Source organism: Streptomyces sp. R302 (assembly GCF_012927245.1).
Lineage (GTDB): Bacteria > Actinomycetota > Actinomycetes > Streptomycetales > Streptomycetaceae > Streptomyces.
In genome coordinates this window covers 132294-151587 of sequence record NZ_JABBGE010000014.1, presented here as the reverse complement: position 1 = coordinate 151587, position 19294 = coordinate 132294, and the positions used below count along the sequence as shown (strand labels likewise).

Sequence of the window (19294 nt, the reverse complement as noted above, 5' to 3'; positions counted from 1 at the left end):
CCAAGGTGGAGTCCGAGTGGGGAGGGCGCGTGGCGATGGAGGCCGGCCCTCGCGACAGAGAACAGCACGAGTCGGTTCCCGGGGGTGCCCCGGGGCTGACCCCCGACGGGCCCGACGACGCCGAGGGCTCCGCGGTCGAGATCGCCGACGAGGTCGAGGTCGAGCTGCGCCCGCGGCGGCTGCTGAGGTTCTGGCAGCTCGCCCCGATCGTGGGGCTCGCCTCCGTCGGCTCGCTGATGTTCGCCTTCCCGCTCGCCTTCGGCTCCGGGGACGCGGGCGCGGTCGTCGCCATGCTGGGACTGCTCATCAGCTTCTGCGCCGCGGGCTGGGGCGTCATGGCCGCCCGCAGGGTCGGCTACACCTGGCCGGGGCTGCCGCAGCGCGGCTCGGGCGAGCGTCCGGACTGGCGGGTCCTCGGCCTGTACGTGACGACCATCGCGGCCCTCGTCGCCCTCGCCGTCTGGCGCGTCGCCCGCCTCCGCTGAGCCCGGGCCGGGCGGTCGCGGGCCGCCCTGTGGACCAGTACGAGTACGAGTGCGAGTCCGGAGCGGCCGCCCTGTGGACAACCGGAACGGGTGTCCGGGCGGCACCGTACAGTTGATCCCGTGACCAGCACGCAGACCACCCCGCTCCGTTACCTCAAGGGCCACGGCACCGAGAACGACTTCGTGATCGTCCCCGACGCGGAGAACGAGATCGACCTGCCCCCCGCGCTCGTCGCCCGGCTCTGCGACCGCCGCGCCGGACTCGGCGGCGACGGCCTGCTGCACGTCGTCCGCAGCGCCGCCCACCCCGAGGCCCGCGCCATGGCCGACGAGGCCGAGTGGTTCATGGACTACCGCAACGCGGACGGCACGGTCGCCGAGATGTGCGGCAACGGCGTCCGGGTCTTCGCCCGCTATCTGGAGCACGCCGGCCACGTCACCGCCGGCGAGGTCGCCGTCGCCACCCGCGGCGGCGTCAAGCGCGTCCACCTCGACAAGGACGGCTCCGTCACCGTCTCCATGGGCCGCGCCGTCCTCCCCGAGGAGGGCGTCACGGTCGCCGTCGACGGCCGCAGCTGGCCCGCGCGGAACGTGAACATGGGCAATCCGCACGCGGTCGCCTTCGTCGAGGACCTCGCCCACGCGGGCACCCTGTACGACGAGCCGCCGTACGAGCCCGCGTCGGTCTACCCGGACGGGGTCAACATCGAGTTCGTGGCGGACCGGGGCCCCCGCCACGTCGCCATGCGGGTGCACGAGCGCGGCGCCGCCGAGACCCGCTCCTGCGGCACCGGCGCCTGCGCCGTGGCCGTCGCCACCGCCCGCCGCGACGGGGCGGACCCGGCCGTGACCGGCGCCCCCGTCACGTACACCGTGGACGTCCTCGGCGGCACCCTGGTCATCACCGAGCACCCCGACGGCGCCATCGAGATGACCGGTCCCGCCGTCATCGTCGCCGAGGGCACCCTGGAGCCCTCCTGGCTCACCGCCGGCTGAGGCGCCTTCCGGCCGCGGCCGTCCCGGCGGTCGATCCCGAGGGCCCGTCCCGGCGGTCCAATCGAAACTGTCAACGACTCTCGTGTCGCTCGAATGGGTGATCCGTTTCACGCTGGGCGAGAGCGGGACTGCGCCACGTGGTGGGGTCGGTAGCATCAAGCACCGGCCCCCCGGGCTCCCCTCGCCCGTCCACCGCCGGTCGACGCCGCCGGAGGTGCCCCATGAGCGCAGAGGCCACGAACCCCGTGAGCGCGGCCGAGACCGCCGCCACCGACCCACGCGTCCGCAGGCGCGGCCGCGCCCGGCTCGACCTGCGCAGGATCGGCCGCGCGGCCCTGCTCGGCGCCACCGCGGGCCCCGCCCCCCGCGACCGGCTGCCGGACGCCATCAGCCACGTCGCCGAGGCGCACCGCGCCCACCACCCCGAGGCCGACCTGACGGTGCTGCGCCGGGCGTACGTGCTCGCCGAGTCCTCGCACCGCGGCCAGTTCCGCAAGAGCGGCGAGCCGTACATCACCCATCCGCTCGCCGTCACCCTCATCCTCGCCGAGCTGGGCGCCGAGACCACCACCCTGACCGCCTCCCTCCTCCACGACACCGTCGAGGACACCGAGGTGACGCTCGATCAGGTCCGCCGCGAGTTCGGCGACGAGGTCGCGTACCTCGTCGACGGCGTCACCAAGGTGGAGAAGATCGACTACGGCGCCGCCGCCGAACCCGAGACCTTCCGCAAGATGCTCGTCGCCACCGGCGACGACGTCCGCGTCATGTCCATCAAGCTCGCCGACCGGCTGCACAACATGCGCACCCTCGGCGTGATGCGGCCCGAGAAACAGGCCCGCATCGCCAAGGTCACCCGCGACGTCCTCATCCCGCTCGCCGAACGGCTCGGCGTCCAGGCCCTCAAGACCGAACTGGAGGACCTGGTCTTCGCCATCCTCCACCCCGAGGAGTACGAGGCCACCCGCGCGCTCATCGCCGACGCCACCGGCTCCGGATCGCCCGACGCCCTCGCCGCCGTCGCCGAACACGTCGGCACCGTACTGCGCGAGGCGGACATCGCCGCCGAAGTCCTCGTCCGGCCCCGCCACTTCGTCTCCGTCCACCGCGTCCGGCTCAAGCGCGGCGAGCTGCGCGGCTGCGACTTCGGGCGGCTCCTCGTCCTCGTCGCCGAGGACGCCGACTGCTACGCGGTCCTCGGCGAGCTGCACACCTGCTTCACCCCGCTGATCTCGGAGTTCAAGGACTTCATCGCGGCCCCCAAGTTCAACCTGTACCAGTCGCTGCACACCGCGATCGCCGCGCCCGACGGGGCCGTCGCGGAGGTCCTGATCCGCACCCACCGCATGCACAAGGTCGCCGAGGCGGGCGTCGTGGCGCTCGGCAGCCCCCTCGGCACGGCCCCGGACACCGCCGACCCGTCCGAGACCGCCGAGGACGGCGAGCGCACCGACCCCACCCGCCCCGGCTGGCTCGCCCGCCTCCTCGACTGGCAGGAGTCCGCGCCCGACCCCGACACCTTCTGGAGCTCGCTCCGCGCCGACCTCGCCGAGGACCACGAGATCACCGTCTTCCGCGCCGACGGCGGGACGCTCGGCCTGCCCGCCGGCTCCACCTGCGTCGACGCCGCCTACGCCCAGCACGCCGAGGCCGCCCACGGCTGCCTCGGCGCCCGCGTCAACGGCCGGCTCGCCCCCCTGGGCACCGTCCTCGCCGACGGCGACACCGTGCACCTGCTCCTCGCCCAGGACGCCGGTTCCGGGCCCTCCCCGGAGTGGCTGGACCACGCCCGTACCCCGGCCGCGCGGATCGCGATCACCGCCTGGCTCCAGGCGCACCCGGAGGCCGCCGCCCCGCCCGCCGCGGCCCCCCGCCCGCCGCTCAGCGTCGCCGCCGACCGCAGCTCGGGCGCCGAGCTCCACGCCGACCTCGACGGCGCCCCCGCCGCCCCGGTCCGCCCGGCCGGCTGCTGCACCCCCGTGCCCCCCGACGCCATCACCGGCTTCCGGGTCCGGGGCGGCGCCGTCACCGCCCACCGCACGGGCTGTCCGGCCGTGGACGTCATGCGCCGCCTCGGCCGCGCCGCCGTCCCCGTCCGCTGGGGCGACGCCGCCCACTGCCGGGTCACGCTGGTAGCCGAATCGTTCGGCCGCCCCGGTCTGCTCGCCGACCTCACCGAGGCCATCGCCACCGCCGGCGCCGAGGTGGTCTCCGCCACCGTCGAGCCACCGAGCGAGCAGCGGGTCCGCCACACGTACACCCTGCAACTCGCCGACGCCGCGGCGCTCCCCGCCCTCATGCGCGCCATGCGCGAGGTCCCCGGCGTCTACGACGTGGCCAGGACCCACCGCCTCTGACCCCACCGCCTCTGCCCCCGCCTCTGACCCCGCCCGCGGGTGACACCTTCGGGTGGCGGGTGCGCGCGTCGGCCCGGGGCGCGGGCCCGGGCACTGGTAGCCCTGGCCCATGGCGCACACTTCCCCGCCCCGCCCGCCTGCCTCCACCACCGGCACCCCCGGCACCGACACCCCCGCCACCGGGACGCCGCCCGCCCCCGGCACCCCCCGGCGACCGCGCCGGAGGTCCTGGCTGCGGGCCGCCGGGCTCGTCGCCGCCGGCGCCGGACTGGTCGCGGCGGCCGTGCCCGCACCCGCCCCGCTCGGCATCGGCGACCCGCTCTTCCCGTACCTCGGGAACCCGGGGTACGACGTCCTCGCGTACGACATCAACCTCACCTACTCCGGCGTGAACACCGAGCCGCTCGCCGCCGTCACCCGGGTCGACGCCCTCGCCACCGCCGACCTCGACCGGCTCCACCTCGACTTCACGCACGGCACGGTCTCCGGCGTCACCGTCGACGGCGTACCGGCCGGCTTCGCGACCAGCGGCGAGGACCTGGTCGTCACACCCGTCGTCCCGATCGACGCCGGCGAGGCCGTCACCGTGACCGTCCGCCACACCAGCGACCCGAGCGGGCCCGCCGCCAACGGGGGCTGGGTGCGCACCTCCGACGGACTCGCCATGGCCAACCAGGCCGACGCCGCCCACCGCGTCTTCCCCTCCAACGACCACCCTTCCGACAAGGCCGCCTTCACCTTCCGGATCACCGCCCCGAGCGAGCTGACGGCCGTCGCCAACGGCCTGCCCGTCGACCGCGCGGAGCACGGCGCCACCACCACCTGGACCTACCGCGTCCGCCACCCCATGGCCACCGAACTCGCCCAGGTCTCCATCGGCCGCTCCGCCGTCCTCCACCGCACCGGCCCCCACGGCCTCCCGGTCCGCGACGTGGTCCGCGCCCAGGACCGGGAGACCATGGAGCCCTGGCTGCGCCGCACCCCCGGCCACCTGGAGTGGATGGAGGGCAAGGTCGGCCCGTACCCCTTCGAGACGTACGGCGTGCTGATCGCCGACGCCACCACCGGCTTCGAGCTGGAGACCCAGACCCTCTCGCTCTTCGAACGGCGCCTCTTCACCGACCCCCGCTTCCCCGAGTGGTACGTCGACGCGGTCATGGTCCACGAGTTGGCCCACCAGTGGTTCGGCGACAGCGTCTCCCCGCGCACCTGGTCCGACCTGTGGCTCAACGAGGGGCATGCCAGCTGGTACGAGGCGCTGTACGCCGACGAGACGGCCGGCAAGTCCCTGGAGAAGCGCATGAAGGCCGCGTACGCCGCCTCCGACGGCTGGCGCGCCGACGGCGGGCCCCCGGCGGCGCCCCGCCCGCCCGCGCCCGGGCAGAAGATCAGCCTCTTCCGGCCCGTCGTCTACGACGGCAGCGCGCTCGTGCTCCACGCCCTGCGGGAGACCATCGGCGCCGAGGCCTTCGACCGGCTGCAGCGGCGCTGGGTCGCCGACCACCGGGACGGCACCGCCACCACCGCCGACTTCACGGCCCTCGCGGAGCAGGTCTCCGGGCGGGACCTCGACGCCTTCTTCGCCGGCTGGCTGTACGGGGAGAAGACCCCGCCCATGCCCGGGCACCCGGACTGGCGCAGCCTCCCGCCGGCGGACGCGCGCCGCTGAGGAAACCCGCGTGACGGGCGCGGGGCGGCCGTGTCACCATTTTCAGGTCGGCGACGCGGCCGGCCGGAGCCCTTCGGGGAATCTTCCGGAGCCGCCGCACGTTGTACCGACATCATCGTTCCGACCGACGTAAGGATCCAATGACCTCCTCTTCTTCCCCTTCCCAGGACGAGCAGAGCTTCGCGCAGTCGCGCCGCACCGAGAGCCTTCGGGCCGATGCCCTGATGGAAGAGGACGTCGCCTGGAGCCACGAGATCGACGGAGCGCGGGACGGCGAGCAGTTCGACCGCTCCGAGCGCGCGGCCCTGCGGCGTGTCGTCGGCCTCTCCACCGAGCTCGAGGACGTCACCGAGGTCGAGTACCGGCAGCTGCGCCTGGAGCGCGTCGTGCTCGTCGGCGTCTGGACCTCGGGGACCGTGCAGGACGCCGACAACTCCCTGGCGGAGCTCGCGGCCCTCGCCGAGACGGCGGGCGCCCTCGTCCTCGACGGCGTGATCCAGCGCCGCGACAAGCCCGACCCGGCCACCTTCATCGGTTCCGGCAAGGCCCAGGAGCTGCGGGACATCGTCGTCGAGACCGGCGCCGACACCGTCGTCTGCGACGGCGAGCTCAGCCCCGGCCAGCTCATCGCCCTCGAAGACGTCGTCAAGGTCAAGGTGGTCGACCGGACCGCCCTGATCCTCGACATCTTCGCCCAGCACGCCAAGTCCCGAGAGGGCAAGGCACAGGTCGCCCTCGCGCAGATGCAGTACATGCTGCCGCGCCTGCGCGGCTGGGGTCAGTCGCTCTCCCGGCAGATGGGTGGCGGCGGCGGTGGCGGCATGGCCACCCGCGGTCCCGGTGAGACCAAGATCGAGACCGACCGGCGCCGCATCCGCGAGAAGATGGCGAAGATGCGCCGGGAGATCGCGGAGATGAAGACCGGCCGCGACATCAAGCGGCAGGAGCGGCGCCGCAACAAGGTGCCGTCGGTCGCCATCGCCGGATACACCAACGCCGGCAAGTCCTCCCTGCTCAACCGCCTCACGGGCGCCGGAGTCCTGGTGGAGAACGCCCTGTTCGCCACCCTCGACCCGACCGTCCGCCGGGCCGAGACGCCGTCCGGCCGGGTCTACACCCTGGCCGACACCGTCGGCTTCGTCCGGCACCTGCCGCACCACCTGGTCGAGGCCTTCCGCTCCACCATGGAGGAGGTCGCCGACGCCGACCTCATCCTGCACGTGGTGGACGGCTCGCACCCCGTCCCGGAGGAGCAGCTGGCCGCCGTCCGCGAGGTCTTCCGCGACGTCGGCGCGGTGAACGTGCCGGAGATCGTGATCATCAACAAGGCCGACGCGGCCGACCCGCTGGTCCTCCAGCGGCTGCTCCGCGTCGAGAAGCACTCCATGGCCGTCTCCGCCCGCTCGGGCGAGGGCATCGAGGAGCTGCTCGCCCTGATCGACCGCGAGCTGCCGCGCCCGGAGGTGGAGATCGAGGTCCTCCTGCCGTACACGCAGGGCGGTCTCGTCTCCCGCGTCCACGCCGAGGGCGAGATGCTCTCCGAGGAGCACACCCCGGAGGGCACCCTGGTCAAGGCCCGGGTGCACGAGGAACTGGCGGCGGCGCTCGCGCCGTACGTCCCCGCCGCGCACTGAGCCCGGACCGTACGAAGGCGCCGGCCCCCTCCCGACCACGGGAGGGGGCCGGCGCCCGTTTCCTTCGCTGCGGTCAGCGTTCTTCCGCTCCGGTCAGCGGGCGAACTTCTTGCTGACCATGTCGTACGCGCCCTTGGCGCCCCGGCCCAGCTGCGGACCGGCCAGCCAGCCGCGGCCGCCCGCCGGGCCGATCGAGGTGTTCGACACCAGCGCCGTCTTCCCGCCCGGCAGCACCCGGAACCAGCCGCCGCCCGACGAACCCGCCGTCATCGTGCAGCCGATCCGGTACATGACCGGGGTCGCCGGAGCCGTCGTGAGCCGGGTCGGCCGGTCCAGGCACTTGTGCATGATCACGCCGTTGTACGGAGCCGCCTGCGGGTAGCCCCAGGCGCCCACGGTCCCGGCCCGGGCGGGCGCGGGCGCGGAGAAGTCGACCGGCAGCGCCGCGCCGACGGTCTCCTCGAGCGACTTCTTGCCGCGCTGCGGCTTCACGTGCAGGACGGCGTAGTCGTACGGCCACGCCTGCTGCGTCCCGCCGCGCTGGATCCACTCGCCCGAGGTCACCGCCCAGTCGGCCCAGTACTGGCCGTACGGGTAGATCTCGTGCGCCCGTGCCTTGCGCAGGGCGGAGGGGGACTTGCCCTGGTCGTTGTAGGCGGGGACGAAGGTGATGTTGCGGTACCAGCCGCCGCGCTTGCCCGCGTGGACGCAGTGCCCGGCCGTCCACACCAGGTTGGACTTCCCGGGCCGGCGCGGGTCCTTCACGATCGTGCCCGAGCAGACCATCGAACCCTGGGGCGAGTCGAAGAAGATCTTGCCGACGGGGGCGGCGTGGCGGTGGTACGGCGTCTTCTCCCGCTGGGCCGTCACCGGCCGCGGCACCGGGTCCGAGCCGGAGGCCCCGGCCTGCGCGGTGATCGTCGGGTCCGGGCTCTTCGCCGACTGCATGCGCGCCGGGTCCCACAGGTCCTCGATGACCGGGTTGACGAAGTCCTCGGCCTCACGGAGCCAGGTGCTGGTGTCCCAGTTCTTCCACTCGCCGTCCTTCCACCGGTCGATGTCGATGCCGTGGTTCTTGAGCTTGTCGGCGAGTCCTCCGGCGAGGTCGTCCGAGCCGCCTTCGCCCTCGGTGGCGGGCGCGGAGCTGCTCGTCGCCCCGGTCGGCTTGTCCGTGGCCGGCGTCTCGGTGGGGCCGCAGGCCGTGGCGGTCAGCGCGAGCGCCGTCGCCACGCCGAGAGCGGCGGGTATGAGCCGTACAGAACGCATGTGTTCGAGTTCCCCCGTGAAGGTGTCTCTCGCTCCCGGCAACGCCTTGCATGCATTGCCATGAGCACGTCATTTGCTGGTGCACAGTATGCCGGACCGCGGGGCCGGAGGCGTCCCGCCCCGCCCCCGGCCCCGCGCCCGAACGGGCCTACTGTCCCGCGTACTTCTTGCTGACCTCGTCGAAGATCGCCTTGGCCTCGGGGCCGAGGCGCGGACCCGCCAGCCAGCCGGCCGTCGACGGGCCGATCGAGGTGTTCGACACCAGCGCCGGCTTCCCGTCCTGCCCCTGCGCGACCCAGCCGCCGCCGGACGAACCGGCCGTCATCGTGCAGCCGATGCGGTACATCGTCGGCTGCTCCGCCTTCAGCGAGAGCCGGCCCGGCTTGTCCGTGCACCGGAACATCTTCTGGCCGTCGAACGGCGGCGCCGCCGGGTAGCCGGTCGCCGTCATGGCCTTGATCTTCGGCACCGCCGGGGCGTTGAACTCGACCGGCAGGGCCGTACCGACCGTCTCCTCCAGGGACTTTCCGGAAGACCCCTTCTCCGGGGTGACCTGGATGACCGCGAAGTCGTACGGGGCGCCCGCGCCGCCGGTGGAGGCGCCCTGCGCGATCCACTCGTCGGAGGTCTTCACCCAGTCCGCCCACCACACGCCGTACGGGGCGATCTGCTCGCGCGTCGCCTTCTCCAGCGCCGAGGTCTTCATCGCGGCGTCGTTGTAGGAGGGGACGAAGGCGATGTTGCGGTACCAGCCGCCCTCCTTGCCCTTGTGGACGCAGTGGCCGGCCGTCCACACCAGGTTGGACTTGCCCGGGTGCGCCGGGTCCTTCACCACGGTGGCCGAGCAGACCATCGAACCGTCGGGACCGTCGAAGAACACCTTGCCGGACGCGGGCGAGTTCGCGTGGTACTTCGCCGGCACCGCCTTCGCCTTCACCGGGTCCGGGGTCGGGTCGGTGACGCCCTCGTCACCGGAGATGTCCTCCTCCTCGACCGGGCGCGGCTCAGGGCGCTCGGCGTCCCGCATCCGGTCCGGGTCCCAGAGGTCCTCGATGATCGGGTTGACGAAGTCCTTCGCCTCGCGGAGCCACTTGTCCTTGTCCCAGTTCTTCCACTCGCCGTCGCGCCACTTGTCGAGATCGATCCCGTGGTCCTTCAGCTTCTGCTTCAGGTCCTCCGGAATCTTGATCTTGTCGACCGGGTTCTCGCTCACCGGCGCGCTGGGCTTGTCTCCTGCGTTCTCCTCGCTCGGGCCGCAGGCCGTCGCGGTGAGCGTCAGCGCCGCGACGGCGGACGCCGCCGTCAGCAGCGGACGAATCGATCGCATCTCGTGATCCCCCTGGGACTACGTCAACTGGTGCATTAACTGGTGCATTTCCGGGCATCGGCCGCACACGCGTCCGACCGGACGTGGGAACGACGGCCCCCACTATGCCGGTGCCGGAGGGGACGGTACGCGCCCCGCCGCCGGTTCCGGAGCCGGTGCGGCCGTTGTCATGCCGTGATCCGGGACACGCCAAGGATCTTGCCTCCGGCCCGTGTTCCCCGGCAGTTCCCGTCGTTGGTACGGACGGGGATGCAACGGCGGTGCTCGGAGCGGCCTTTGAGCACGTCCGGACGCCCCGCCGATGTGCAACGCAACCGTTATCGCGGGAGGACTCCGAGCCGTGGCCGTTACCGAATCAGCTTCAGCCGCCGCCCCCACCCGGCGGGGGTACGGGACTGCGGCGGGCGGCGGGTACGAGGCGATCCTGCGGCGGCAGGCCCAGCGCGAGTCCGCCGCCCGCACCTATGCCCGCTCGCTGCCGATCGTCCCGGTCCGGGCCCGCGGCGTGACCATCGAGGGCGCCGACGGCCGCCGCTACCTCGACTGCCTTTCCGGTGCCGGCACCCTCGCGCTCGGCCACAACCACCCGGTCGTCCTCGAAGCCATCCGCAAGGTCCTGGACTCCGGCGCCCCCCTCCACGTCCTCGACCTCGCGACCCCCGTCAAGGACGCCTTCACCTCCGAGCTCTTCGCCACCCTCCCCCCGGAGCTCGCCGCCGACGCCCGCGTCCAGTTCTGCGGACCCGCCGGCACCGACGCCGTCGAGGCCGCCCTGAAGCTGGTCCGCACCGCCACCGGACGCCGCGGCCTCTTCGCCTTCACCGGCGCCTACCACGGGATGACCGCCGGGGCCCTCGCCGTCTCCGGCGGCGCCGAGGACGTCCGCGTCACCCGCCTCCCGTACCCGCAGTCGTACCGCTGCCCCTACGGCGTCGGCGGCGAGCGCGGCGCGGAACTCTCCGCCCGCTGGACCGAGTCCCTCCTCGACGACCCCAAGAGCGGCGTCACCACCCCCGCCGGAATGATCGTGGAGGCCGTCCAGGGCGAAGGCGGCGTCCTCCCCGCCCCCGACGCCTGGCTGCGCCGCATGCGGAGCATCACCGCCCGGCACTCCATTCCCCTCGTCGTCGACGAGGTCCAGACCGGCGTCGGGCGCACCGGCGCCTTCTGGGCCGTCGAACACAGCGGCGTCGTCCCCGACGTGATGGTCCTCTCCAAGGCCATCGGCGGCTCCCTCCCGCTCGCCGTCGTCGTGTACCGCTCCGGGCTCGACGCCTGGGAACCCGGCGCCCACGCCGGCACCTTCCGCGGCAACCAGCTCGCCATGGCCGCCGGCACCGCCACCCTCGCGTACGTCCGCGAGAACCGGCTCGCCGACCGGGCCGCCACCCTCGGCGCCCACATGCTCGGCCGCCTCCAGGGCCTCCAGGCCGCCCACCCCTGCGTCGGCGACGTCCGCGGCCGCGGCCTCATGATCGGCGTCGAGCTCGTCGACCCCGAGGCCGCGGGTCCCGACGATCCGGTCCCGCCCGCCGCCCCGGCCCTCGCCCGCGCCGTCCGGGAGGAGTGCCTCGCCCGCGGCCTCATCGTCGAGCTCGGCGGCCGCCACTCCGCCGTCGTACGGCTCCTCCCCCCGCTTACCCTCACCGACGAGCAGGCCACCGCCGTCCTCGACCGCTTCGCCGACGCACTCGCCGCCGCCGAACGGGGCCACGTCCCCCGGCCGCCCGCCCCCCACCGGCCCGCCCCCGGACCGTCCCACTGACCCGGACCGCCCCCGGCCCCCTCCCCAAGGAAACCCGCGTGAACGCCACCCCCACCTCCCAGCTGACCGCGACCGCGACCGCGACCCACCCCGACGCCGAGGAATCCACGGTCCCGCGCCAGCACACCGGCCCCGCGCCCCTCCGGCCGTCCCGCCCCGGAGAGGCCCCGGCCGGCGACCGCCCCGGCGTACCCGGCGCCTCTGCGGCCTCCGTCGCCTCTGCGGCCTCTGCCGCCGACCCACTCGACGACCCGGACCCGCAGCGGGCCGCCGACGCCGCCGCCCTGGAGAACCTCCTCCGCTGCTGGGTCCGCGAGAAGAACCTCCCCGCCCCCGGCACCTCCACCCTCCGCATCCCCCTCGACGCCAGCGGCACCGCCCTCCTCGTCCCCGTCGCCTACTGGTCGCCCACCGGCTGGCACCGCTTCGGCACCCCCACCCTGGAAGGTCTCCCCTCCACGGCCCCGGCCGTCGACGCCGTCACCCTCGCCGCCCTCCTCAGCCGCGAGACCGGCCGCCCCGAGGCCACCGAACTCGTCGGCCGCGTCGCCGACTCCGCCCGCCGCACCGCCGACTTCCTCGCCGCCCGCCGCCGCGACCCCCGGCCCCGTCCCGACGCCGACCTCTTCCTCGCCGCCGAGCAGTCCCTCCTCCTCGGCCACCCGCTCCACCCCACCCCCAAGAGCCGCGAGGGCCTCTCCGAGGCCGAGTCCCGCCTCTACTCGCCCGAACTCCACGGCGCCTTCCCCCTCCACTGGTTCGCCGTCGACCAGACCCTCCTCGCCTCCGACTCCGCCTGGACCGAGCAGGGCCGCCCCGTCACCGCCGAGCAGCTCGCCGCCGGCCTCGCCGAAGGCCTCGCCCACCCCGCCGGCACCGCCCCCCTGCCCCTGCACCCCTGGCAGGCCCGCGAACTCCTCCACCGCCCCGACGTCCGCGACCTCCTCGACCAGGGCCTCCTCCACGACCTGGGGTCCCACGGCAGCCACTGGCACCCCACCTCCTCCGTCCGCACCGTCCACCGCCCCGGCGCCCGCGCCATGCTCAAGCTCTCCCTCGGCCTGCGCATCACCAACTCCCGCCGCGAGAACCTCCGCAAGGAGCTCCACCGGGGCGTCGAGGTCCACCGCCTGCTGCGCACCGGCCTCGTCGACGAGTGGCAGGCCGCCCACCCCGGCTTCGACATCGTCCGCGACCCCGCCTGGCTCGCCGTCGACGCCCCCGACGGGACCCCCGTCCCCGGGCTCGACCTGATGATCCGGCACAACCCCTTCGGCCCCGGCGACGACGCCGTCTGCCTCGCGGCCCTCACGGCCCCCCGCCCCCGGCCCGGGGCCACCGGCATGGGCTCCCGCCTCGCCGACCTCGTCGACCGCCTCGCCGGCCGTACGGGCCGTCCCGTCGCTGCGGTCTCCGCCGAGTGGTTCCTCCGCTACCTGGACCAGGTTGTCCGCCCCGTCCTCTGGCTCGACGGCCACGCCGGCATCGCCCTGGAGGCCCATCAGCAGAACACCCTCGTCCTGCTCGACCCCGACGGCTGGCCCGTCGGCGGCCGCTACCGCGACAACCAGGGCTACTACTTCCGGGAGTCCCACCGGGCCGAGCTGGAGAGCCGCCTCCCCGGCATCGGCGCCCACAGCGACACCTTCGTCTCCGACCAGGTCACGGACGAGCGCTTCGCCTACTACCTCGGCATCAACAACGTCCTCGGCCTGATCGGCGCCTTCGGTGCCCAGCACCTCGCCGACGAGCGGATCCTCCTCGCCGCCTTCCGGTCCTTCCTCACCTCCGCCACCGGCCTCGGCTCGCCCCTCCCGCACCGCCTCCTCGAAGCCGCCACCCTCCGCAGCAAGGCCAACCTCCTCACCCGCCTGCACGGCCTCGACGAGCTCGTCGGTCCCGTCGACACCCAGTCCGTCTACGTCACGATCACCAACCCCCTCCGCGCCTGAACGCCCCGGCGGCCCGCCCGGCCGCCCCCCGCCCCCGCCCACCGGCGCGTCCCCCGACCATCCACCGAGGGGACGCCCCCGACCCACGGAGGACCCGTCTCATGTCCATACACCCGGACCACAGACACGACGCCGGCACCCCGGCCACCGCCCATCCGCCCACCGAACCGGCCGACGCCGCGGCGGGCGACGACACCCTCGACCTCCGCGTCGCCGACCTCCTCGCTCTCCTCGCGCGGGACCGCACCGGCCCCGGCCCTGGCCCCGGACCAGGGCCATGGCCAGGACCCGGACCTGGCCCCGACCCCGGCCCTGGCACCGGCATCGGCACCGCCGTCGACCGTCGCCTCGACGGCGACCTGCTCGACTCGGTCGCCTCCTGGGCACCGGCGGCCACCCGCTTCGGCGACTTCCGGCTCGTCCCCGTCCGTCCGGAGCGCGACCTGCCTCTGCTCACGCGCTGGATGAACGACCCCGCCGTCGCCGCCTTCTGGGAACTCGCCGGGCCCGACGCCGTCACCGCCGACCACGTCCGCGCCCAGCTCGAAGGCGACGGCCGCAGCGTCCCCTGCCTCGGCGTCCTCGACTCCACCCCGATGAGCTACTTCGAGATCTACCGGGCCGACCTCGACCCGCTCGCCCGCGCCTACCCGGCCCTGCCGCACGACACGGGCGTCCATCTCCTCCTCGGCGGCGTCGCGGACCGCGGCCGCGGCGTCGGCACCGCACTCCTGCGGGCCGTCGCCGACCTCGTCCTCGACCACCGTCCCCGCTGCACCCGCGTCGTCGCCGAACCCGACATCCGCAACACCCCCTCCGTCTCGGCCTTCCTCAGCGCCGGATTCCGCTACGCGGCGGAGATCGACCTACCCGACAAACGGGCCGCGCTCATGATCCGAGACCGGGCCCTCCGGCACGTTCTGTGAACCACCCCTGCCCTTGATACACCGCTCGCCCCACAGCGGTTCCCCCTTCGAGGAGTCCTTGTGACGACGTCCCCAGCACCCCACGAATCCGGAGCACCTCACGAATCCGGAGCACCCCATGCCTCCGGAGCACGCCACGACTCCGGAGCACCCCACGCCTCCGGACGGCCCGCGGCGACCGCCGCGTCCGCCCCCGAACTGCTCGCGCCGCCCGAGCTCAACCCCACCGCCTGGGCCCGCGCGGGCGCCCGCACCCTCGCCAAGGCCCTCGGCGAGTTCGCCTACGAGGAGATCCTCGAACCCGTCGCCGCGGGCCCCGACACCCCCGGCCGGTACGTCCTCGCCCTCGACGACGGCACCCCCCTCGCCTTCACCGCCCGCCGGGGCGCCTACGACAGCTGGCGCGTCGACCCCGGCACGATCACCCACGACGGCCGCCCGCTGACCGACCCCCTCGACCTGCTCGTCCGCGCCCGCCGGATCCTCGGCCTCGACGGCGCCACCCTCGGCCACCTCATCCGCGAGCTCTCCACCACCCTCGCCGCCGAGGCCCGCCTCGACCACACCGCCCTCACCGCGGACCGCCTCGCCGACCTGCCCTACGCCGAACTCGAAGGGCACCAGACCGGCCACCCCTGGCTCGTCCTCAACAAGGGCCGCATCGGCTTCTCCGCCGGCGACGCGGCCCGCTGGGCCCCCGAGGCCCGCCGCGCCACCCGGCTCCCGTGGATCGCGGTCAGCAACCGCATCGCCGCCTACCGCGGCGTCGCGGGACTCGCCACACCCGAGTGCCTCTACGCCGGCGAGCTCGACGCAGCCGTCCTCGACGCCTTCCGCGCCCGGCTCACCGCCAGGGGCCTCGACCCGGAGGCGTACCTGCTGCTCCCCGTCCACCCCTGGCAGTGGGACGAGATCCTGCTCCCGCTGTACGCCCCCGCCATCGCCTCCGGCGCCATCGTCCCGCTCCCCGCCGACGCCGACCTCCGCCTGCCGCAGCAGTCCATCCGCACCTTCGTCAACACCAGCCGCCCCGACCGGCACACCGTCAAACTGCCGCTCTCCGTGCTCAACACCCTCGTCTGGCGCGGCCTCCCCACCGAGCGCACCCTCGCCGCCCCCGCCGTCACCGCCTGGGTCCACGGCCTGCGCGACGCCGACCCCTTCCTCCGCGAGGAGTGCGGAGTCGTCCTCCTCGGCGAGGTCGCCTCCGTCACCGTCGAGCACCCCCTCTACGACCGGCTGCCCGAAGTCCCGTACCAGTACAAGGAACTGCTCGGCGCGATCTGGCGCGAGCCCCTCCGGCTGCCGCCCGGCGAGCGCGCCCGCACCCTCGCCTCCCTGCTCCACACCGACCCCGAGGGCCGCGCCTTCGTCGCCGAACTCGTCGAGCGCTCCGGCCTGGCCCCCGCCGTCTGGCTCCGGCACCTCTTCGCCGCCCTGCTGCCGCCGCTGCTCCACTTCCTCTACCGCTACGGCACCGTCTTCTCCCCGCACGGCGAGAACGCGATCGTCGTCTACGACGAGCAGGACGTCCCCGTCCGCCTGGCGATCAAGGACTTCGTCGACGACGTCAACATCAGCGCCCACCCGCTCCCCGAGCACGCGACGATGCCCGACGACGTCCGCGCCGTCCTCCTCACCGAGGACCCCGGCTTCCTCACCCAGTTCATCCATTCGGGGCTCTTCGTCGGCGTCTTCCGCTACCTCGCCCCGCTGTGCGAGGAGCAACTCGACGTCCCCGAGGCGGACTTCTGGGCCCTCGTCCGCGCCGAGATCCTCCGCCACCAGGAACGCTTCCCCGAGCTGAAGGACCGGTTCGAGCTGTTCGACCTGCTCACGCCCCGGATCGAACGACTCTGCCTCAACCGCAACCGGCTGCACATGGACGGCTACCGCGACCGCTCCGACCGCCCCCACGCCGCCGTCCACGGCACCGTCCCCAACCCCCTCGCGTGATCCCGGGCGGTGCTCCCGGGAGTGCGCCCGCTGTCGGTGCGGACCCGTAGGCTGGGAACGCTATGACGAAGCCATCCCTCCCCGACCTCCTCCACGCCGCCGTCGCCGCCGTCGGCGGCACGGAGCGCCCCGGCCAGGTCACCATGGCCGAGGCCGTGGCCGAGGCCATCGACGACAACTCCCACCTGCTCGTCCAGGCGGGCACCGGCACCGGAAAGTCGCTCGGCTATCTCGTGCCGGCGCTCGCGCACGGGGAGAGAGTGGTGGTGGCCACGGCCACGCTGGCGCTCCAGCGCCAGCTCGTCGAGCGCGACCTGCCGAGGACGGTCGAGGCGCTCCACCCGCAGCTGCGCCGCCGCCCCCAGTTCGCCATGCTCAAGGGCCGATCGAACTACCTGTGCCTGCACCGGCTCCACGAGGGGGTGCCGCAGGACGAGGAGGAGGGCCTCTTCGACCCCTTCGAGGCGGCCGCGCCGACCAGCAAGCTGGGCCAGGACCTGATCCGGCTGCGCGACTGGGCGGACGAGACGGAGACCGGCGACCGGGACGACCTGACGCCCGGCGTCTCCGACCGGGCCTGGGGCCAGGTGTCGGTCTCCTCCCGGGAGTGCCTCGGCGCGAGCAAGTGCGCGTACGGGGCGGAGTGCTTCGCCGAGGCCGCCCGTGAGCGCGCCAAGCTCGCCGACGTCGTCGTCACCAACCACGCCCTGCTCGCCATCGACGCGATCGAGGGCGCCCCCGTGCTGCCGCAGCACGAGGTCCTGATCGTCGACGAGGCGCACGAGCTGGTCTCCCGGGTCACCGGCGTGGCCACCGGCGAGCTCACCCCGGGCCAGGTGAACCGGGCGGTGCGCCGGGCCGCCAAGCTGGTGGACGAGAAGGTCGCCGACGAGCTCCAGACCGCCGCGGAGGGCTTCGAGCGGGTCATGGAGCTCGCCCTGCCGGGCCGCCTGGAGAAGATCCCCGAGGACCTGGCGTACGCCCTCGCGGCGCTGCGCGACGCGGCCCGCGCGGTGATCACCGCCCTCGGGAACACCCGGGACCGCTCGGTGCAGGACGAGGACGCGGTCCGCAAGCAGGCGATGGCTTCGGTCGAGACCGTGCACGGCGTCGCCGAGCGGATCACCCAGGGCTCCGAGTACGACGTGGTCTGGTACGAGCGCCACGACCGCTTCGGCGCCTCGCTGAGGGTCGCGCCGCTGTCGGTCTCCGGGCTGCTGCGGGAGAAGCTCTTCACCGAGCGCTCCGTCGTGCTGGCCTCGGCCACGCTCAAGCTCGGCGGTGACTTCAACGGCGTGGGCGCCTCGCTGGGCCTCGCGCCCGAGGGCACCACCGGGGACGACCTCCCGGTCTGGAAGGGCCTCGACGTCGGCTCCCCGTTCGACTACCCGAAGCAGGGGATCATGTACGTCGCCAAGCACCTGGCCAAGCCGGCCAGGGACGGCGACCGCGGCGACATGCTGGACGAGCTGACGGAGCTGATCCAGGCGGCCGGCGGCCGCACCCTCGGCCTCTTCTCCTCGATGCGGGCGGCGCAGCTGGCGGCGGAGGAGCTGCGGACCCGTATCCCCGAGTTCCCGATCCTGCTCCAGGGCGAGGACACCCTGGGCGAACTGATCAAGAACTTCTCGGCCGACCCGAAGACCTGTCTCTTCGGCACCCTGTCGCTCTGGCAGGGCGTGGACGTGCCGGGGGCCAGCTGCCAGCTGGTCGTCATGGACAAGATCCCCTTCCCGCGCCCGGACGACCCGCTGATGAGCGCACGCCAGAAGGCGGTGGAGGAGGCCGGGGGGAACGGCTTCATGGCGGTGGCGGCGACGCACGCGGCGCTGCTGATGGCCCAGGGAGCCGGCCGCCTGGTCCGTGCGACCGGCGACCGGGGCGTGGTGGCGGTACTGGACCAGCGCCTGGCCACCGCCCGGTACGGCAGCTATCTGAAGGCCTCGATGCCCGACTTCTGGTACACGACCGACCGCAATCAGGTGCGCAGGTCGCTCGCGGCGATCGACGCGAAGGCGAAGGCGGACGGCGCCTGAGCGAGGGGCGCGGACATGCCTCCGGCCCCGGCGGAGTGCCGGGGCCGGAGGCGGGCCAGGAGAACGGGTCGTACAGCGAGCCCCGGGACCGGCGCAGTGGGTCCCGGGGCCCGGTCGGAGCCGGCGGGCTCGGTCAGACCCGCCGCAGGACGGCGACCACCTTGCCGAGGATCGTCGCCTCGTCGCCGGGGATGGGCTGGTACGCGGCGTTGTGCGGGAGCAGCCAGACGTGGCCGTCCTCGCGCTTGAAGCGCTTCACGGTGGCCTCGCCGTCGAGCATGGCGGCGACGATGTCGCCGTTCTCCGCGACGGGCTGGCGGCGGACGGTGACCCAGTCGCCGTCGCAGATGGCGGCCTCGATCATGGAGTCGCCGACGACCTTGAGGACGAAGAGCTCGCCGTCACCGACCAGCTGCCGGGGGAGGGGGAACACGTCCTCGACCGACTCCTCGGCCAGGATGGGGCCGCCGGCCGCGATCCGGCCGACCAGCGGCACGTACGAGGCCGCGGGCTTGCCGGTGGTGTCGGTGGGCTGGGTGCTGGGCTGGTCCGAGCCGCGGACCTCGTACGCCCGGGGGCGGTGCGGGTCGCGGCGGAGGAAGCCCTTGCGCTCCAGGGCCATCAGCTGGTGGGCCACCGACGACGTGCTGGAGAGGCCGACCGCCTGGCCGATCTCGCGCATCGACGGCGGGTAGCCCCGTCGCTGGACCGAATCGCGGATGACTTCGATGACCCGGCGCTGGCGGTCGGTGAGGCCGGAGCTGTCGGCCCTGATGCCTGGAGGCCTTCCGGGGAGGGCTCGGGCGGGGCGCCCGGGCTCCTCGCCGTTCATGGCTGTGTCGTTCATGGCGTGCACCGGCTCGAGTCGGCCCTGGGAGCGGTCCTGGGCGGTGATGGTGGCGCTGTCTGCGGTGGTGGTCACGTC

The 19294-nt window shown here is 74.0% G+C and carries 13 protein-coding genes; 10 read left to right on the top strand and 3 right to left on the bottom strand.

The window, feature by feature from the left end; all coding sequences use genetic code 11:
- The first annotated feature begins 35 nt into the window (after positions 1–35).
- The 5 genes from HHL19_RS33650 (at position 36) to hflX (ending at position 7141) form a co-directional block, all read left to right on the top strand.
- On the top strand, positions 36–485 hold the full coding sequence (locus HHL19_RS33650; protein WP_169094234.1) for a hypothetical protein: 450 nt from the start codon (positions 36–38) through the stop codon (positions 483–485).
- A 120-nt stretch (positions 486–605) separates the two neighbouring features.
- Positions 606–1481 (top strand): diaminopimelate epimerase, encoded by an 876-nt coding sequence (gene dapF, locus HHL19_RS33645; protein ID WP_169094178.1) that lies wholly within the window; start codon positions 606–608, stop codon positions 1479–1481.
- Between the two features lie 221 nt (positions 1482–1702).
- Positions 1703–3838: an HD domain-containing protein gene (locus HHL19_RS33640; RefSeq protein ID WP_169094177.1), complete on the top strand. Its 2136-nt coding sequence runs from the start codon at positions 1703–1705 to the stop codon at positions 3836–3838.
- 109 nt (positions 3839–3947) lie between these two features.
- A complete protein-coding gene (locus tag HHL19_RS33635) occupies positions 3948–5507 on the top strand; it encodes a M1 family metallopeptidase (RefSeq protein ID WP_169094176.1) in 1560 nt (519 codons plus the stop codon).
- Positions 5508–5647: 140 nt separating this feature from the next.
- Positions 5648–7141, top strand: a complete 1494-nt coding sequence (gene hflX, locus HHL19_RS33630; RefSeq protein WP_169094175.1) for a GTPase HflX — start codon at positions 5648–5650, stop codon at positions 7139–7141.
- A gap of 93 nt (positions 7142–7234) precedes the next feature.
- Here hflX and HHL19_RS33625 read toward each other — a convergent pair whose 3' ends face one another.
- Both HHL19_RS33625 and HHL19_RS33620 read right to left on the bottom strand, forming a co-directional pair.
- Positions 7235–8407, bottom strand: a complete 1173-nt coding sequence (locus HHL19_RS33625; RefSeq protein WP_169094174.1) for a hypothetical protein — start codon at positions 8405–8407, stop codon at positions 7235–7237.
- 148 nt (positions 8408–8555) lie between these two features.
- Positions 8556–9734 carry a hypothetical protein gene (locus HHL19_RS33620; protein ID WP_169094173.1) on the bottom strand — a complete coding sequence of 393 codons (1179 nt, stop codon included), beginning with the start codon at positions 9732–9734 and terminating at the stop codon, positions 8556–8558.
- A 421-nt stretch (positions 9735–10155) separates the two neighbouring features.
- On the opposite strand from HHL19_RS33620, the gene HHL19_RS33615 reads away from it, so the two are divergent.
- The 5 genes from HHL19_RS33615 to HHL19_RS33595 all read left to right on the top strand — a co-directional run bounded on the left by HHL19_RS33615 (position 10156) and on the right by HHL19_RS33595 (position 18369).
- On the top strand, positions 10156–11499 hold the full coding sequence (locus HHL19_RS33615; RefSeq protein WP_346768518.1) for a diaminobutyrate--2-oxoglutarate transaminase family protein: 1344 nt from the start codon (positions 10156–10158) through the stop codon (positions 11497–11499).
- 38 nt (positions 11500–11537) lie between these two features.
- Entirely contained in the window at positions 11538–13451 is a 1914-nt protein-coding gene (locus HHL19_RS33610) for an IucA/IucC family protein (protein ID WP_346768511.1), read from the top strand.
- A 101-nt stretch (positions 13452–13552) separates the two neighbouring features.
- Positions 13553–14377 carry a GNAT family N-acetyltransferase gene (locus HHL19_RS33605; protein WP_169094171.1) on the top strand — a complete coding sequence of 275 codons (825 nt, stop codon included), beginning with the start codon at positions 13553–13555 and terminating at the stop codon, positions 14375–14377.
- 198 nt (positions 14378–14575) lie between these two features.
- Complete coding sequence (locus HHL19_RS33600; protein WP_169094232.1) at positions 14576–16333, top strand: IucA/IucC family siderophore biosynthesis protein; 1758 nt, start codon at positions 14576–14578, stop codon at positions 16331–16333.
- Between the two features lie 62 nt (positions 16334–16395).
- Complete coding sequence (locus HHL19_RS33595) at positions 16396–18369, top strand: ATP-dependent DNA helicase (RefSeq protein ID WP_169094170.1); 1974 nt, start codon at positions 16396–16398, stop codon at positions 18367–18369.
- Between the two features lie 133 nt (positions 18370–18502).
- Here the strand turns inward: HHL19_RS33595 and lexA are convergent, their stop codons facing one another.
- On the bottom strand, positions 18503–19291 hold the full coding sequence (lexA, locus tag HHL19_RS33590; RefSeq protein ID WP_031010805.1) for a transcriptional repressor LexA: 789 nt from the start codon (positions 19289–19291) through the stop codon (positions 18503–18505).
- Positions 19292–19294: the final 3 nt, after the last annotated feature.